Here is a 14,139-nt window from a genome sequence, read left to right as displayed (position 1 = left end):
TGCCGTGCCGGCGGGCTGTGCAGGGCAGGAATTTCTTGCCCGCAACCGGGGGCCGCACCGCCGGTCCGGGGCCGCGACGCGGTAGAATAGACCCCATTGAATTTTGCACGAAACGGTACACAGGATGGAAATGGTAATGCAAGAGGCCGGCGCTCCGGCAGGTTCACAGCAAGCGATGCAGCCCGGCCCTGCCTTCGTCCATTTGCGCGTGCACTCGGAGTACTCGATCGTCGATGGCTTGGTGCGCATCGACGACGTGGTCAAGGCGGCGGCGAAGGACAAGCAGGTGGCGCTGGCCGTCACCGACCTGTCGAACCTGTTTGGCATGGTCAAGTTCTACAAGGAAGCGCGCGGCAAGGGCATCAAGCCCATCGTCGGCGTCGACGTGTGGATCACGAATGACGACAACCGCGAAAAGCCGTCGCGGCTGCTGCTGCTGGCGAAGAACCGCATGGGCTATCTGCAACTGTGCGAATTGCTGTCGACGGCCTGGCTGACGAACCAGTACAAGGGCCGTGCCGAGCTGCGCATCGAATGGCTGCAGGCGCTGGCGACGAATACCTATGAGCTGTATCCGGGCGAAAGCGCGGCGAATGGCTTGATCGTCCTGTCGGGCGCGCACTTCGGCGATGTTGGCACGGCCATCGAAAATGGCAACCTGGCTCTGGCCGAGCGCAATGCGCAACGCTGGGCCGAGATTTTTCCCGGCCATTTCTATGTTGAAATCCAGCGCGGCGGCCAGGCCAACCAGGAAGCGCAGGTCCGCCATGCGGTGGCGCTGGCGGCCAAGCTGGGCTTGCCCGTGGTGGCCACGCATCCCGTGCAATTTATTTCCCCAGAGGAATTTATTGCCCACGAAGCCCGCACCTGTATCGCCGAAGGCGAAATGCTGGCCAACGCCAAGCGGGTCAAGCGCTTCAATGACAGCCAGCGCTTCCTGTCGCAGGCCGACATGGCGGAGCTGTTTGCCGACTTGCCGGCCGCGCTGGCCAATTCCGTGGAAATCGCCAAGCGCTGCAATTTGACCTTGACCCTGGGCAAGCCGCAATTGCCGAATTTCCCCACGCCAGACGGCATGACGATCGACCAGTTCCTCGTCGCTGAATCGCAGGCGGGCCTGGAAAAACGGTTGCTGCAGCTGTATCCGGATCCGGAAAAGCGCGAAAAGGAGCGTCCGCGCTACGAGTCGCGCCTGAAATTCGAGACAGACACGATCTGCAACATGAAGTTCCCCGGCTACTTCCTGATCGTGGCCGAGTTTATCCAGTGGGCCAAGGAAAACGGCGTGCCCGTCGGCCCGGGCCGCGGTTCGGGCGCGGGTTCGCTGGTGGCGTATTCGCTGCTGATTACCGACCTCGATCCATTGCAATACAACCTGCTGTTCGAGCGCTTCCTGAATCCCGAACGCGTCTCTATGCCCGACTTCGATATTGACTTTTGTCAAGAAGGGCGCGACAGAGTCATCCAGCACGTCAAGGATTTGTATGGCAAGGAGGCTGTCTCGCAGATCGCCACCTTCGGTACCATGGCGGCCAAGGGCGCGATCCGCGACGTGGGCCGCGTGATGGACTTCGGCTATAACTTCTGCGACGGCATCTCCAAGCTGATCCCGTTCAAGCCCGGCAAACCCGTGTCGATCGCCGACGCCATCGAGGAAGAACCGCTGCTCAAGGAACGCCTGGAAAACGAGGAAGAGGTCAAGCAGTTGCTGGACCTGGCGCAGCAAGTCGAAGGCATCACGCGCAATATCGGCATGCACGCGGGGGGCGTGCTGATCGCTCCGGGCAAGCTGACGGATTTCTGCCCGCTGTACACGCAGGGCGGCGATTCCGGCGTCGTGTCGCAGTACGACAAGGACGACGTGGAAGCCGTCGGCCTCGTGAAGTTCGACTTTTTGGGTCTGACCACGCTGACGATTCTCGATCGCGCCGTGCGCTACATCAAGCAGCTTGATCCGGCGCAAGCCAATTTCGATCTGGCCACCTTGCCGCTGAACGACAAGCCATCATACGACTTGTTGACCAAGGCCAAGACCGTGGCCGTGTTCCAGCTGGAGTCGCGCGGCATGCAGGGCATGCTGAAAGATGCCCGTCCCGACCGTTTCGAGGACATTATCGCGCTGGTGGCGCTGTACCGTCCGGGCCCGATGGACCTGATTCCGGATTTTTGCAAGCGCAAGCACGGCGAACGCTTCGATTATCCCGATCCGCGCACGGAATCGATTCTGTCCGAAACCTACGGCATCATGGTGTATCAGGAGCAGGTGATGCAGATGGCGCAGATCGTCGGCGGCTACTCGCTGGGCGGCGCTGACATGCTGCGCCGCGCCATGGGTAAAAAGAAAGCCGAAGAGATGGCCGAGCACCGCGAGATCTTCCGCGCCGGTGCGGCGAAAGATGGTTTGACGGCGGAAAAGGCCGACGAGATCTTCGACTTGATGGAAAAGTTCGCCGGCTACGGTTTCAACAAATCGCACGCCGCCGCCTACGCCTTGCTGTCATACCACACGGCTTACCTGAAAGCGCACCACACGGCCGCCTTCATGGCAGCCAACTTGTCGCTGGCCATGGACGACACCGACAAGATCAAGATCCTGGTGGAAGACTCGCTGGAAATCTGCAAGCTGACCTTGTTGCCGCCGGATATCAATGAATCCGATTACCGCTTCATGCCGAGCGGTGCGGCGCCATCCGTGAGCGGCAAGAAAGTCACGCAGATCCGCTATGGCCTGGGTGCCGTGAAGGGCTCGGGCCAGAACGCCATCGAAGCCATCATCGCCGCGCGCGAGGCGGGCGGGCCATTCACCAGCCTGTTTGATTTCTGCAAGCGCGTTGATAAAAAGCAAATCAACCGCCGCACCATCGAATCCCTGATTCGCAGCGGTGCCTTCGATTGCCTGAAGGTCGACCGCGCCATCCTGCTCGCGTCCGTGGCGTTCGCCATGGAATGCGCCGACCAGGCGGCCAAGGCGGCGAACCAGGTGAGCCTGTTCGGCGGCGACGACAGCGACATGGTGGCGCCGCCCGAGTACGTCAAGGTGCCCGTATGGACGGACAAACAGCGCCTGACGGAAGAAAAGATCGCGCTGGGCTTTTACCTGTCCGGCCACCTGTTCGATTCGTATGCGCCCGAGGCACGTCGTTTTGCCCGCACGAAACTGTCGGAACTGTCGCCGTCGCGCGAACCGCGCATGATGGCGGGCGTCATCACGGGCTTGCGCACGCAGATGACGCAGCGCGGCAAGATCCTCATCGTCACGCTCGACGACAAGAGCGGTACGGTGGAAGTGACGGTGTACGGCGAATTGTTCGATTCCAACCGGAAAATCTTCAAGGAAGATGAATTCCTCGCCGTCGTGGGCAAGGTGTCGGAAGACCGCTTTTCGGGCGGCTTGCGCATCACGGCCGAGAGCGCCTTCGACATCATCTCCGCGCGCGTGCAGTATGGCCGCCAGCTGGGCTTGACTCTGCCCACGACGCTGGACATGAAACGCATCAGCGACGTGATCATGCCGCACCGGGCTGCGGACGGACTGCCGATCGCCGCCAAGGTCAGCCCGCAAGGCGTCAGTTGCGTGCTGCAGTTCGGGGACGAATGGAAAGTGGCACCATCGGATGAATTGCAGATGGCGCTGGAGCAAATGCTGGGTGCGCAAGAAGTGGCGGTCGAATACTGACCGGCACCGCCCGGCGCATGCAACAAAGCCAAACCGCAGACATGCTGGTTTGGCTTTTTTCGTTTACATGTCTTTCAGGCCCGTGATCGCATAGCCCTTGGCGGCGATCTGCTGGTGCGGCTGTTCGATATGGTAGTTTGGCAAGATCTCGGCATCGTCAGCCACTTCGCTGGCGCGTACTTCCAGCTGCCAGTCGGTATTGGTAACTTCTTCCGGAATGAGCTTTCCTTCCGGCACGGCGAGGTAGGAAAAAATGCCGTCGTGCTCGGCCCGGCGGTAGATGTCTACGCGCATGACTTGCCTCCTAGTAAGCGTTGGGGGAACCGGCGCACCGCAGTGCATGCCGATAGTGCTAGCGTAACAGGATTGGGCCGTGCATGGGTTGAAGCGTGTGTTGCAGGAGGGGCGGCGGTGCGGCAGCGATGGCAAACAACGATGCGGGGGCGGGGCATCGTGCAGTGGCCGGGGGACTCAGGCGATAGCGGAAGCGTAGTCGTCGTCATCCAGATCGACCGCTTGCCGTACTTCGTTGGCGGCTGCCGCAGCGCCTGCCGTGGCGAGCTGCACCGGGCTGCGTTGGGCGTCGAGGCCGTTACGCAGGCTGCTGATCATGGCCAGCGTCAGTTCGTGGCGTTTACGTGCTTCCGAGCGCTTTTTCGAGGGAATGTCTTCCAGGGCAGGCAGGGGCAAGTTTTCGCATGGCAACTCAAAATCGCCATCCGTGCGTGCCTGAGCGCCGAGTTCTTGCCAAAGGGCATTGTAGTCGGCGAACAAACGCCCCTTTTTTGCGGAATGATGGACGGCGCGGTTGACGTTGCCTACAAGCACCATATTGCGGCAGCCATGTTCATGTCCCAGCTGGCGCACCAATCGCACCATCAGGGCCTTGGGGCGCATGCCATGCAGGTCGCGCGTGGCTTCGCGCACGCGGCGCAAGCCTTCCGCGCCGCGCGGGCCCTGGATGCAACCGATGCCCACGCTCATGCTGGCGCGCGCGCGGGAACCGAAAAAGGTAAACGCGACCGAGTAGATCACGTCATCGCCGTGCGCCAGTTGCAGGACCATCTCGCCTTCGCGGTCCATCGGTTGTAGCGAACACAGCTGCAGGTGGTAGGGCGCGCCCGATTTTCCCGGCACGGTGCCCAGCCGCACCGGCGCGCGCGCCGCCTGCGTCATCAACTTGCCCCAGCCTTGTTGCAGGATGAAATGATAGTGTTCGACCAGCAAGGCGACGCGCTGACGGCACGACAGGTTCGTGCTCAGGTAAGGGCGGTACACCTTGTGCATCAGGCGCGGATAGGCTTGCAGCAAGTCCTGGAACACGGGGTGGGAATTGAGCAGCTGCAGCCAGATGCGCGTCTGGCGGCGCTGCAGTTGCGCCCGCAATTGCAGCTTGAGCAGCTCGCGCATGCGGGACATGCCTGGCGGCATATTGCTCAGGCCCGCATGCAGGGTAATAGCTTGTGTCATCAAAGAGTTTTCATGTGAATGTGGATGGGCTGGGTGCGGGGCGCTGGCGGCGCTTCAGGCCGGCGGCGGCCCGCTCATGCCGTCGGTGTCGGCCAGCAATACCGTGGCGCTGCGCGTAGCGCGCGCCAGCTTGCGCGCGAGCGCACCGGAAAAACGACGCTGCCAGGGACTATGACGCAGGGCCGGCAGGACGATTTCGTGGCAACCGAGCAGTTCAGCAGTATCGAGGATCGTAAACAGCAGCTCGCCGGCAAAAATATGGGTATTGAAGGCGAGTTGAGAGCGGCTCAGGTACAGTCCCGCCTCGTGCATCATGTGCTGCGTGGCCGGGTCCAGCGCATGGCATTCGCCGGCGTTGTGCTGGGGCAAGCCATCGGCCCGGCGCGCTGGCGCCGGTGTCACGTGCAGCAGGCTGACGCTGACCTGGATACCCCATTCCTGCAGGCGCCTGGCGTAGCGCGCACCGTAGATGATGTCGCTGGCGCGCTTGACGGGCAAGAGCAGCAGCAAGGTATCCTGGCCCGGCTTGCCGCCCGTGCCCGCGGCGCTGTCCGGGGCGCGGTGACGTTGCGGGGCAAGGCGCGAGGCATGCATGGAAGGGATCGCCATAGTGGGAAAACCATGTCATCTTATCCATGCGATTCCCCTCTGTAAATTGGCGAAACAGCGTACGGGTTTCCCTTATGCCGTCACGGTTTTAATAGCGGTAGGTGACGTACACGGCGCCGACCGGGGAGGTCTTGCGCTGCACGATGGGGCTCTTGGCCGCGTCGCCCAGGCGGCTCTCGACGCCGACCAGGGTATTGATGCCCCAGCGCGCATCGAAGCGGTGCTCCCAGTTGATGGTGGCCTGTGCTTCATAGAAACCGCCCTTGGGCGTGTATTGCTTGAACGAGGTGTTCGCGGCCTGGGTGGCCGTCACGCCATACATGGTCTGCACGTACTTGCGCTCGCCCCAGCCCAGCTGCCCGCCGATGGTTACGCTGTCCTGCTGCGCGCCCTTGGCATCGGTCCGGCTGTAGATCTGGCCCGCCGCGCCGAAATGCACATTCGCGCCATTTTCGCGGTTCGACAGGGGAATGTCGCTCGACACGCTCAGCGACAGGCCCGGCAAGGGCGAATACCCCGCGCTGAGCAGGGCGCTGGCGTTGCCCTTGACTTCGCCCATGCCCTTCAGGTAGTCGCTGCCGCCCCAGCCATTGGCGCCATTGCGCTTGTGGTCTTCGCGGTTGCCGCGGTAGCCCAATGCCGCGCTGTAGCTGAAGGGGCCGGCCTGGCCGCCATAGCCGATGCCGCGCGAAGTGCTGAAGAACAGGCCATTGGCCATGGCGTAATCGAGGATGATCAGGGGCGAGGCCGACAGCTTGTCGGCGCCGGAATAGCTGGACACGGCAGCGACGCCGCCGCCGATGGTGAAGACATTTTGCGAGGCCGGTTCGGCTGCGGCGGCGGCCAGCGGGTTGAGGATCATGCCGCTGGCGAGTGCCAGCGCGGTCAGCAGGGTTGTGGGTGCGTGCATGGAATTTTCCGTCAAGTGGAGAACCGAGTCCGGAGTGGCTCGATTGACTGCCGACAGTATCCATCCTTGCCATGAAGGAAAAATGAGCCTTTTATTAAGATTGGATGAAGAGCGCTTCTTTACCCATTCTTCAGCTTGCGGTGGTTTAATACTCACCATGAAGATACTGCTGATTGAAGACGATATGGACCTGGGCAATGGCGTGCGGATCGCCCTGCGCGACCAGGGCATGCAAGTGGTCTGGGTGCGCAGCCTGGAGGATGCGGCGCGCAGCATCGAGCACGACAGTTGCGAACTGGTGCTGCTGGACCTGGGCTTGCCCGACGGCGATGGCCTCGATTTGCTGGCCCGGCTGCGCGCGGCGCGCCTGCCGGTGCTGATCCTCAGCGCCCGCGATACGCTGGAGCAGCGCTTGCGGGGCCTGGACGGCGGCGCCGACGATTACCTGGTGAAGCCCTTTGTGCTGGCCGAGCTGCTGTCGCGCGTGCGCGCCCTGGCACGCCGCAGCTATGGTTTCGATGGCGACACCATCGAGTTGCGTGGCCTGCTGTTGCAGGTGCCCACGCGCCGGGTCAGCGTGCATGGGCGGCCCGTGGAACTCACCGCCAGTGAATATGCCCTGCTGAAAACCTTGCTGATGCGCGCCAACCGGGTCATCACGCGCCGCGTGCTGGAAGAGCATATCCTGCCAGGCGGGCTTGCCAATGCCAGCAATACCCTGGATGTGCATATGGGTAACTTGCGCCGCAAGATAGGCGAGGGGTATATCCGTACCGTGCGCGGCGTCGGCTATGTCATCGATCAGCAGGGCGAGACATCCGTCCCGCCGGGTGCCGGCGCATGATGGGCCGTTTCTGGGCCATGCTGCGCCGGCCCACCCTGGTGCGTCGCCTGATGATGGCGCAAATGCTGATGCTGACCGTGCTGTGGAGCCTGGCCGTGGCGTATGTGCTGTTCGAGGGCACGAGCGAAGCGAGCAATGTGACCCGCGGGGTCTTGCACGCCATTATCAGCGTGACCGACAACCTGGCTGACCAGCCCGTGCGCCAGGAGCAAAGCTTGCGCGCCATCGACGAAGCCTTGCGCGAAGAGTTTGAAATGGGGAAAGTGCCGGAACTGGCGCCGCGCATCCTGGTCTGGCGCGAGGGCAAGCTGGTCTACAAGTCGCCGAGTGCGCCCAGCGGTATCCGCAGCGCCGGCCCGGAACAGATGGAAGTGGTGTACGTCAAGGGCCAGGCCTGGCGCAGCCGTAGCCTGGCCGAAGGGGCCACCCGCGTGACCGTGCTGGAAGTGGGCGGCGCCTGGCAATTTTTCATCACGATCAATTCACGCGGCTACTACCTGCTGCCGTTGCTGATCAGCCTGCCGTTCCTGCTGGTGCCGGCCTGGCTGTCGATCCGCCTTGCCATGCGCCCGTGGCGCAAGGTGGCGCAGGAGGTGGCGGCGCGCGGGCCGCAGGATTTGCGTCCGCTGACGTTCAAGCCGCCGCATGGCGAACTGGCGGCGCTGGTCGACAATATCAATGCCCTGCTGCAGCGGGTCGATGCCAGTGCCGCGCGCGAACGCAGCTTCATCGCCGACGCCACGCATGAGCTGCGTACGCCGCTGGCGGCCATGCGCGTGAATGTCGAGGCCTTGCAGGGACAGGCGCATGATGCACGCCAGCAAGAGTTGCTGGACGGTATCTTGAACAGCGGCAACCGGGCCGCGCGCCTGGTGGGGCAGTTGCTGCAACTGACGCGCAGCGAAGTGCAGGCGGGCGGGGGCGAGTTGCCGCGGCGCCAGGCGCTCGATACCTTGCTGCAGGATCGCCTGGCGGCCCTGTCCGGACTGGCGCAGGCGGGCGATATCGAGCTCGAATTGCAAGCCAGCGTTTCGCTCAGCGTGCCCGGGCAGCGCGAGAGTCTGGTCTCGCTGATCGACAATCTGGTGGAAAACGCCATCAAGTACAGCCCGCGCGGCAGCAGCGTGACGGTGTCGCTGCATGCGGAGCGGGGCCAGGCCGTGTTGCATGTGGCCGACCAGGGGCCGGGCATCGCGCCGGCGCTGTATGAACGCGTATTCGACCGCTTTTTCCGCGCGCCGCAGCAGGTGCAGCCGGGCAGCGGCCTGGGCTTGTCCATCGTCGCTTCCGTCGTGCAACAGCATGGCGGCACGATTCAGTTGCACAGAGGCAATGGCGGCCTGGGCTTGCTGGTGGAGGTGCGCCTGCCGCTGGCCGAGGCCTGATTCTGTCGGCGCGCCTTGCGATATTGCATGAAAATTATTTTGTGTGCTTATAACGCAAGATGGCATGGCGTGGCGCACGCTTGCGATGCATAATGCGGGACAGTTAAAAAACACCGTTATGCGCCCACTCCTGTCCCGCTACCTGCCGTATCCCGCCTTTGTCGGCCTGTATCTGCTGTTTGACTGGGCCACGTATATCGATCCGATGTACGGGCTGAACATCACCCCCTGGAATCCCGATCCCGCGCTGGGCCTGGTATTTTGGCTGATCCACGGCCGCAAGGCGGCGCTGCCGTGGTTTATCGCCCTGGTGGCCGGCGAGGTGCTGGTGCGCGGCATGCCGGCAGGCCTGCCCCTGACCTTGCTCTGTTCGGCGTGGCTGATGCTCGGCTATGGCGGTATCGGCGCAGTCTTGCGCCGCAGTTTCAGCAGCAGCGACATCTTCGACAACCGGCGCCGCCTGAGCGCCTGGGTTGCCATCGTGCTGCTGGGCACCGTGCTCAATGCGCTCGGCTACATTTCCCTGCTGTCGCTGACGGGACGCATCCCGGCCGGCGAATGGGGGACGGCAGTCTGGCGCTTCGGCATCGGCGACATGGTCGGCATGCTGGTATCGATGCCGTTGATCTGGGTGCTGTTCAGCGAGCGGGGGCGCGAACGCCTGCATGCCGCCGTCTGGCGCTGGGAAACCCTGGCGTATCTGGCTCTCGCCAGCTTCGTGCTGTGGAGCCTCTTCGGTTCCATCGTGCGTTCCGAATACAAGCATTTCTATTTCCTGTTTCTTCCCGTGATCTGGGCCGCCTCGCGCCAGGGCTTGCATGGCGCCGTGCTGGCCGTGTTTGTATTGCAACTGTGCATCATTACTCTGGTGAAATGGACGCATGCGGTCGATATCCAGTTTTATGAATTGCAGTTGCTCGATGCCGTGCTGGCGCTGGTGGGGTTTTTTATCGGCATCGTCGTCGATGAAATGCGCCAGGTGGCCGACGAATTGAAACACACGATGCGCCTGGCCGCCGCCGGCGAGATGGCGGCGGCGCTCGCGCATGAGCTGAACCAGCCGCTGACGGCCTTGTCGACCTATGGCAAGGCGTGCGAATACTTGCTGGAACGGGGCGAGACCGGCGCCCTGCTGCAGGGCGCCGTGGGGCATATGATCGTCGAATCGGGCCGCGCCGCGGACGTGGTGCGCCGCCTGCGCGACTTTTTTCGCACGGGCGCGATGCAGCTCGAAGCGGTGGAGGCGAGCGTCTTGATCGAGGGCATGGCGCGGCAGTTCACGCCGCTGTTCCATGAGCATGGCATCGAACTGGTGCTGGCGCCGCCGTCGCCGCTGGCCGTCAACGCCGACCGCCTGCAAATCGAGCTGGTATTGCGTAATTTATTGGCCAATGCGCAGGATGCGGTGATGGGCCAGCCGCGCGGCCGGCGCCGCATCACGGTCTCTGCCGAGCGGCTCGAAGGCGGGCGGCTGCGGCTGTCCGTGGAGGATAGCGGCCCCGGCATTTCCAATAGCCTGGCGGCACGCCTGTTCGAACCGTTCGTCTCGACCAAAGCCAGCGGCCTGGGTCTGGGGCTGGTGCTCAGCCGCAGCATTGTCGAAGCGCATGGCGGCCAGTTATGGGCCGAAGTGGGCAAGCATGGCATTTTTCGTTTTGTCCTGCCCCTGGCGTGCGCCAGCGCGGCCGCTACAGGAGAGTATGGTGACAAGTAATTTGACGGTGTTTATCGTGGATGACGATCCCGCCGTGCGCGATGCGCTGGGTTTGCTGCTGGGCATACGCGGCTACCGCACGGCCCTGTTTTCCTGCGGCGAGGATTTCCTGCACAGCTGGCGGCCCGAGTGGGCCGGCTGCCTGCTGATTGATATCCGCATGTCCGGCATGGATGGCCTGAGCCTGCAGCGCCGTTTGCTTGAGTTGAAATGCATGCTGCCCATCATCATTATCACGGGGCACGGCGACGTCACCCTGGCACGCCAGGCTTTCAAGGCGCAGGCCAGCGATTTCCTGGAAAAACCGTTTGACCACGACAAGCTGCTGGCCGCCATCGATGAAGCGTTTTCGCGCGAGGCGCATGCGCGCGGCCAGTTGCTGCGCCAGGTGGAGGGGCAAGCCTTGCTGCGCGCCCTGACGCCGCGCGAGCGGGAAGTGATGCATCTGGTGGTGACGGGCCAGCACAACCGCGATATCGCCCCGGCACTGGGCATTTCCGTGCGCACGGTGGAAGTGCACAAGGCGCGCCTGATGGACAAGCTGGGTGTCGACAACGTGGCCGACCTGGTGCGCATCAGCATGCTGGGCACCGGCTAGCCGCTGCCGCGTTGTCTAGGCGATGGTCTGCAATACCTGATCGACCGAGATCGCCTTGACCCAGTCGCTGCGCCGGGCCACCGTGATGACGGTGCTGTTGGCGCTGTCGAACGGCGCCCATTCCGGATTCTTCTTGCGCATCAGCGCCACCACGGGCACATGCACGGCGTTCGCCAGATGCATGATCGACGTTTCCACCGAAATAATCAGGTCGCATTGCGCCAGCATGGCCGGCAGCTGGAAAAAGTTGTCGACGGCGCTGAAGGCTTGCGTGCGCGGCAAGTTGTGCGCCTGCACGACGGCATTCACCTTGGCCAGTTCCTGCGGCATGGCATTGATCAGGAAGCAGGCATTTGCCCACTTTGGCATCGCCTGCATGCGCGCGATCAGTTCGGCGATGCGCTCCAGCGGCCAGCCGCGCTTGTGCGACTTGGCAAACGGATTCAATAGCACCAGCGGACCCTGGCGCGGGGCAAAGCCCCAGGCGGCCAGCTGCTGCTGCGCCTGCTGCAACGCGTGCTCGGGAATGTGCACGAAGGGATAGCGTTCGGCCACGGGAATGTCGAGTCCAGTCAATTGACGGAACCAGTCCGCATAGACGCTGCTGATATGGTGCTCGCCCGCATCCTGTCCCGCATACGAGGCCAGCACGGCATCGATCTTGCGGTAGGCCAGGTAATGCCAGGGGCGCAGCGGACTGAACGGTTTGCGCGTGCCGATTACCAGTCCATTCGGGCTGATCGCGCGGGCAAGATCTGCGTATTGCTGTGGCCGTACGTGGGCCAATGACACGACGACAGGATAGCGTTCCGCCTTGGCCTCGCGCAGGGATTCTTCGTACAGCGCCGGGCTGTAGGTCTTGCGGTACACCTTGGCGAACAGGCCCGATTGCTCCACCCAGTCGTACAGCGAATAGGTACGCAAGCCTTCCCATTGCCTGGAGTCGGACGTGCGGCGGACTTCATCGACCCACAGGTGGATCTGGATATGGGGATAGGCCGCGGCAAAGGCGCGGAAACCGTTTTGCAGGTAGGTAAAGTCTCCCAGCGCCAGATGGGCGATGAAAAGAATTTTGTCCGACTTTTGTAGAAGTTCGGCGGGAATCAAAGGCGTCATGTATCAGTACGATTTCAGGTATTCGGTCGATGGTGTCAAACCACTTGCTGGGAAAATTGCAGGCGATGCAGATTGGCATACGCGCCGTTGGCATCCAATAATTGCTGGTGACTGCCGGTTTCCATTATTTTCCCATGTGACAATACCACGATACGGTCCGCACGTTCAATTGTTGATAGCCTATGAGCAATAACTAAGGTGGTTTTTCCTTGCATCAGGTGTTCCAGTGCCGCTTGTACGGCCCGTTCCGCCTCCGTATCCAGTGCCGAGGTGGCTTCATCGAGGATCAGGATGGGCGCATCCTTGTAGATGGCGCGGGCGATGGCCACGCGCTGGCGCTGGCCGCCGGACAGGCGCGAGCCGTTGTCGCCCAGGCGCGTGTCCAGGCCATCGGGCAAGCCGTCGATGACGTCCGACAGGAAGGCGGCGGCCGCCGCCGCTTCGATGCGCTGCCGGTCCGGCGCCGCATCGCCATACGCGATATTCGCAGCCAGGGTATCGTCGAACAGCACCACCTGCTGGCTGACCATGGCGATCTGGCTGCGCAGGCTGGTCAGGGCGATGGCATCGATATTCTGCCCATCGAGCAAGATCTCGCCACTGCTGGCCGAGTAAAAGCCGGGCAGCAGGCTGACCAGGGTCGATTTGCCGCCGCCGGACATGCCGACAAAGGCGACCGTTTGTCCTGGCGCAATGCTCAGGTCGATGTGCCGCAGGGCTGGTTCCTGATGTCCGGGGTAGGCAAAGCTTACGTCCCTGAACTCGATGCGGCCTTTGCTGCGGCCAGCGAGCGGCGTGCCGCCCGTGCGCTCCGGCGTCTTGTCGATCAGTAAAAAGACTTCTTCGGCGGCGGCCATGCCGCGCTGCAAGGGGCCGTTGACTTCAGCCAGCTGCTTCAAAGGCGTCAGCAGCATCAGCATGGCCGTGATGAAGGATACGAAGCCGCCGACCGTGATCTGCCCCTGCTCCGACTGGAACAGGGCCATCACGATGACCAGGGCCACGGCGGCGGCCGTGATCACCTGGGTGATCGGCACGGTGGCGGAAAAGGTCGTGGTCATGCGCATGCTGTAGCGGCGCAATTGCTCGGCACGCTCTTCGAAGCGCGATTTTTCGTAGTCCTGGCCACCGAAGATCTTGATCACTTGCTGGGCGCGCGTGGTTTCCTCGATGACCTGGGTCAGCTCGGCATTGACGGCCAGCGAGTCGCGGTTGAGTTTTTTCAGGCGCTTGCCCGTGGTGCGCACGACGATGGTCAGCAGGGGCAGCAGCACCAGGGTCACGAGGGTCAGCACCCAGTTCAGGTACAGCAGCCACGCCAGCAGGCCCAGCACGGTCAGCGAGGAGCGCACGATCGAGGTAAACACCTTGGTCACCATTTCGATGATCTGCTGCACCTCGAACATGATGGAGTTGATGACTTTGCCCACCGTGTGCGTGTTGTAGAAGTCGATGGGCAAGTTGAGCATGCTGGCAAACATCCTGCGCCGCAACTCGTTGAGGATGCGCGTGGAGACGTAGCTCATCAGATAGCTGCTGGCGAACGTCGACGCGCCGCGCATGGCAAAGATGCCGATGACGATCAGCGGCACCAGCCAGAAGGAAAAATTCACCTTGCCGCCAAAGCCATTGTCGAGCAGCAGCTTGAGCGCATACGGCAGCAGCGGTTCCGTGGCCGCCGTGACGACCATCGCCAGCAAGGCCAGGGCCAGGTGTTTCTTGTAGGGCGCGTGCAGTGCGGTGAGGCGCTTCAGGTCGGGCGTGAGCATCGGTATGGTTCCTTGCAGGGGACAGCAAAAACGGTCAGGCGAAAAACG

The 14,139-nt window shown here is 62.7% G+C and carries 11 protein-coding genes; 5 read left to right on the top strand and 6 right to left on the bottom strand.

Annotated features, from left to right (window positions below):
- Positions 1 to 136 precede the first annotated feature (136 nt).
- Positions 137 to 3,676, top strand: a complete 3,540-nt coding sequence (gene dnaE / locus O3299_RS16020) for a DNA polymerase III subunit alpha (protein ID WP_289898813.1) — start codon at positions 137 to 139, stop codon at positions 3,674 to 3,676.
- A gap of 63 nt (positions 3,677 to 3,739) precedes the next feature.
- Here dnaE and O3299_RS16015 read toward each other — a convergent pair whose 3' ends face one another.
- From O3299_RS16015 to O3299_RS16000, 4 genes are all read right to left on the bottom strand, one after another.
- On the bottom strand, positions 3,740 to 3,970 hold the full coding sequence (locus O3299_RS16015) for a DUF6139 family protein (RefSeq protein WP_092713976.1): 231 nt from the start codon (positions 3,968 to 3,970) through the stop codon (positions 3,740 to 3,742).
- Positions 3,971 to 4,147: 177 nt separating this feature from the next.
- On the bottom strand, positions 4,148 to 5,146 hold the full coding sequence (locus O3299_RS16010) for a VirK/YbjX family protein (RefSeq protein ID WP_305062693.1): 999 nt from the start codon (positions 5,144 to 5,146) through the stop codon (positions 4,148 to 4,150).
- A gap of 54 nt (positions 5,147 to 5,200) precedes the next feature.
- Entirely contained in the window at positions 5,201 to 5,740 is a 540-nt protein-coding gene (locus O3299_RS16005; RefSeq protein ID WP_143451469.1) for a universal stress protein, read from the bottom strand.
- 103 nt (positions 5,741 to 5,843) lie between these two features.
- Positions 5,844 to 6,665, bottom strand: coding sequence for a MipA/OmpV family protein (locus O3299_RS16000; protein ID WP_180278697.1), 822 nt, complete (start codon positions 6,663 to 6,665; stop codon positions 5,844 to 5,846).
- 157 nt (positions 6,666 to 6,822) lie between these two features.
- Between O3299_RS16000 and O3299_RS15995 the strand changes: the two genes are divergently transcribed.
- From O3299_RS15995 to O3299_RS15980, 4 genes are all read left to right on the top strand, one after another.
- On the top strand, positions 6,823 to 7,509 hold the full coding sequence (locus O3299_RS15995; protein ID WP_289911354.1) for a response regulator: 687 nt from the start codon (positions 6,823 to 6,825) through the stop codon (positions 7,507 to 7,509).
- Entirely contained in the window at positions 7,506 to 8,894 is a 1,389-nt protein-coding gene (locus tag O3299_RS15990; protein ID WP_305053052.1) for an ATP-binding protein, read from the top strand. Before O3299_RS15995 ends, O3299_RS15990 begins: the two co-directional genes overlap by 4 nt.
- A gap of 118 nt (positions 8,895 to 9,012) precedes the next feature.
- Positions 9,013 to 10,608, top strand: coding sequence for an ATP-binding protein (locus tag O3299_RS15985; RefSeq protein ID WP_251350540.1), 1,596 nt, complete (start codon positions 9,013 to 9,015; stop codon positions 10,606 to 10,608).
- Positions 10,595 to 11,206, top strand: coding sequence for a response regulator transcription factor (locus tag O3299_RS15980; RefSeq protein ID WP_077408234.1), 612 nt, complete (start codon positions 10,595 to 10,597; stop codon positions 11,204 to 11,206). The genes O3299_RS15985 and O3299_RS15980 overlap by 14 nt, the downstream gene beginning before the upstream one ends.
- A gap of 15 nt (positions 11,207 to 11,221) precedes the next feature.
- Here the strand turns inward: O3299_RS15980 and O3299_RS15975 are convergent, their stop codons facing one another.
- Positions 11,222 to 12,322, bottom strand: a complete 1,101-nt coding sequence (locus O3299_RS15975) for a glycosyltransferase family 9 protein (RefSeq protein ID WP_099666679.1) — start codon at positions 12,320 to 12,322, stop codon at positions 11,222 to 11,224.
- Between the two features lie 35 nt (positions 12,323 to 12,357).
- Positions 12,358 to 14,091, bottom strand: a complete 1,734-nt coding sequence (gene msbA / locus O3299_RS15970; protein WP_077408230.1) for a lipid A export permease/ATP-binding protein MsbA — start codon at positions 14,089 to 14,091, stop codon at positions 12,358 to 12,360.
- Positions 14,092 to 14,139 lie beyond the last annotated feature (48 nt).

It is taken from the genome of Janthinobacterium sp. SUN176, from assembly GCF_030587335.1.
Lineage (GTDB): Bacteria > Pseudomonadota > Gammaproteobacteria > Burkholderiales > Burkholderiaceae_D > Janthinobacterium > Janthinobacterium kumbetense.
Note: the sequence above shows the minus strand (reverse complement) of the source record. Positions and strands in the feature narration are given on the sequence as shown.

Bases quoted from the DNA above. Each gene is read 5' to 3' on its own strand.
- dnaE (WP_289898813.1), top strand. From the start codon at position 137: ATGCAAGAGGCCGGCGCTCCGGCAGGTTCACAGCAAGCGATGCAGCCC.
- O3299_RS16015 (WP_092713976.1), bottom strand. From the start codon at position 3,970: ATGCGCGTAGACATCTACCGCCGGGCCGAGCACGACGGCATTTTTTCC.
- O3299_RS16010 (WP_305062693.1), bottom strand. From the start codon at position 5,146: ATGACACAAGCTATTACCCTGCATGCGGGCCTGAGCAATATGCCGCCA.
- O3299_RS16005 (WP_143451469.1), bottom strand. From the start codon at position 5,740: ATGCATGCCTCGCGCCTTGCCCCGCAACGTCACCGCGCCCCGGACAGC.
- O3299_RS16000 (WP_180278697.1), bottom strand. From the start codon at position 6,665: ATGCACGCACCCACAACCCTGCTGACCGCGCTGGCACTCGCCAGCGGC.
- O3299_RS15995 (WP_289911354.1), top strand. From the start codon at position 6,823: ATGAAGATACTGCTGATTGAAGACGATATGGACCTGGGCAATGGCGTG.
- O3299_RS15990 (WP_305053052.1), top strand. From the start codon at position 7,506: ATGATGGGCCGTTTCTGGGCCATGCTGCGCCGGCCCACCCTGGTGCGT.
- O3299_RS15985 (WP_251350540.1), top strand. From the start codon at position 9,013: ATGCGCCCACTCCTGTCCCGCTACCTGCCGTATCCCGCCTTTGTCGGC.
- O3299_RS15980 (WP_077408234.1), top strand. From the start codon at position 10,595: ATGGTGACAAGTAATTTGACGGTGTTTATCGTGGATGACGATCCCGCC.
- O3299_RS15975 (WP_099666679.1), bottom strand. From the start codon at position 12,322: ATGACGCCTTTGATTCCCGCCGAACTTCTACAAAAGTCGGACAAAATT.
- msbA (WP_077408230.1), bottom strand. From the start codon at position 14,091: ATGCTCACGCCCGACCTGAAGCGCCTCACCGCACTGCACGCGCCCTAC.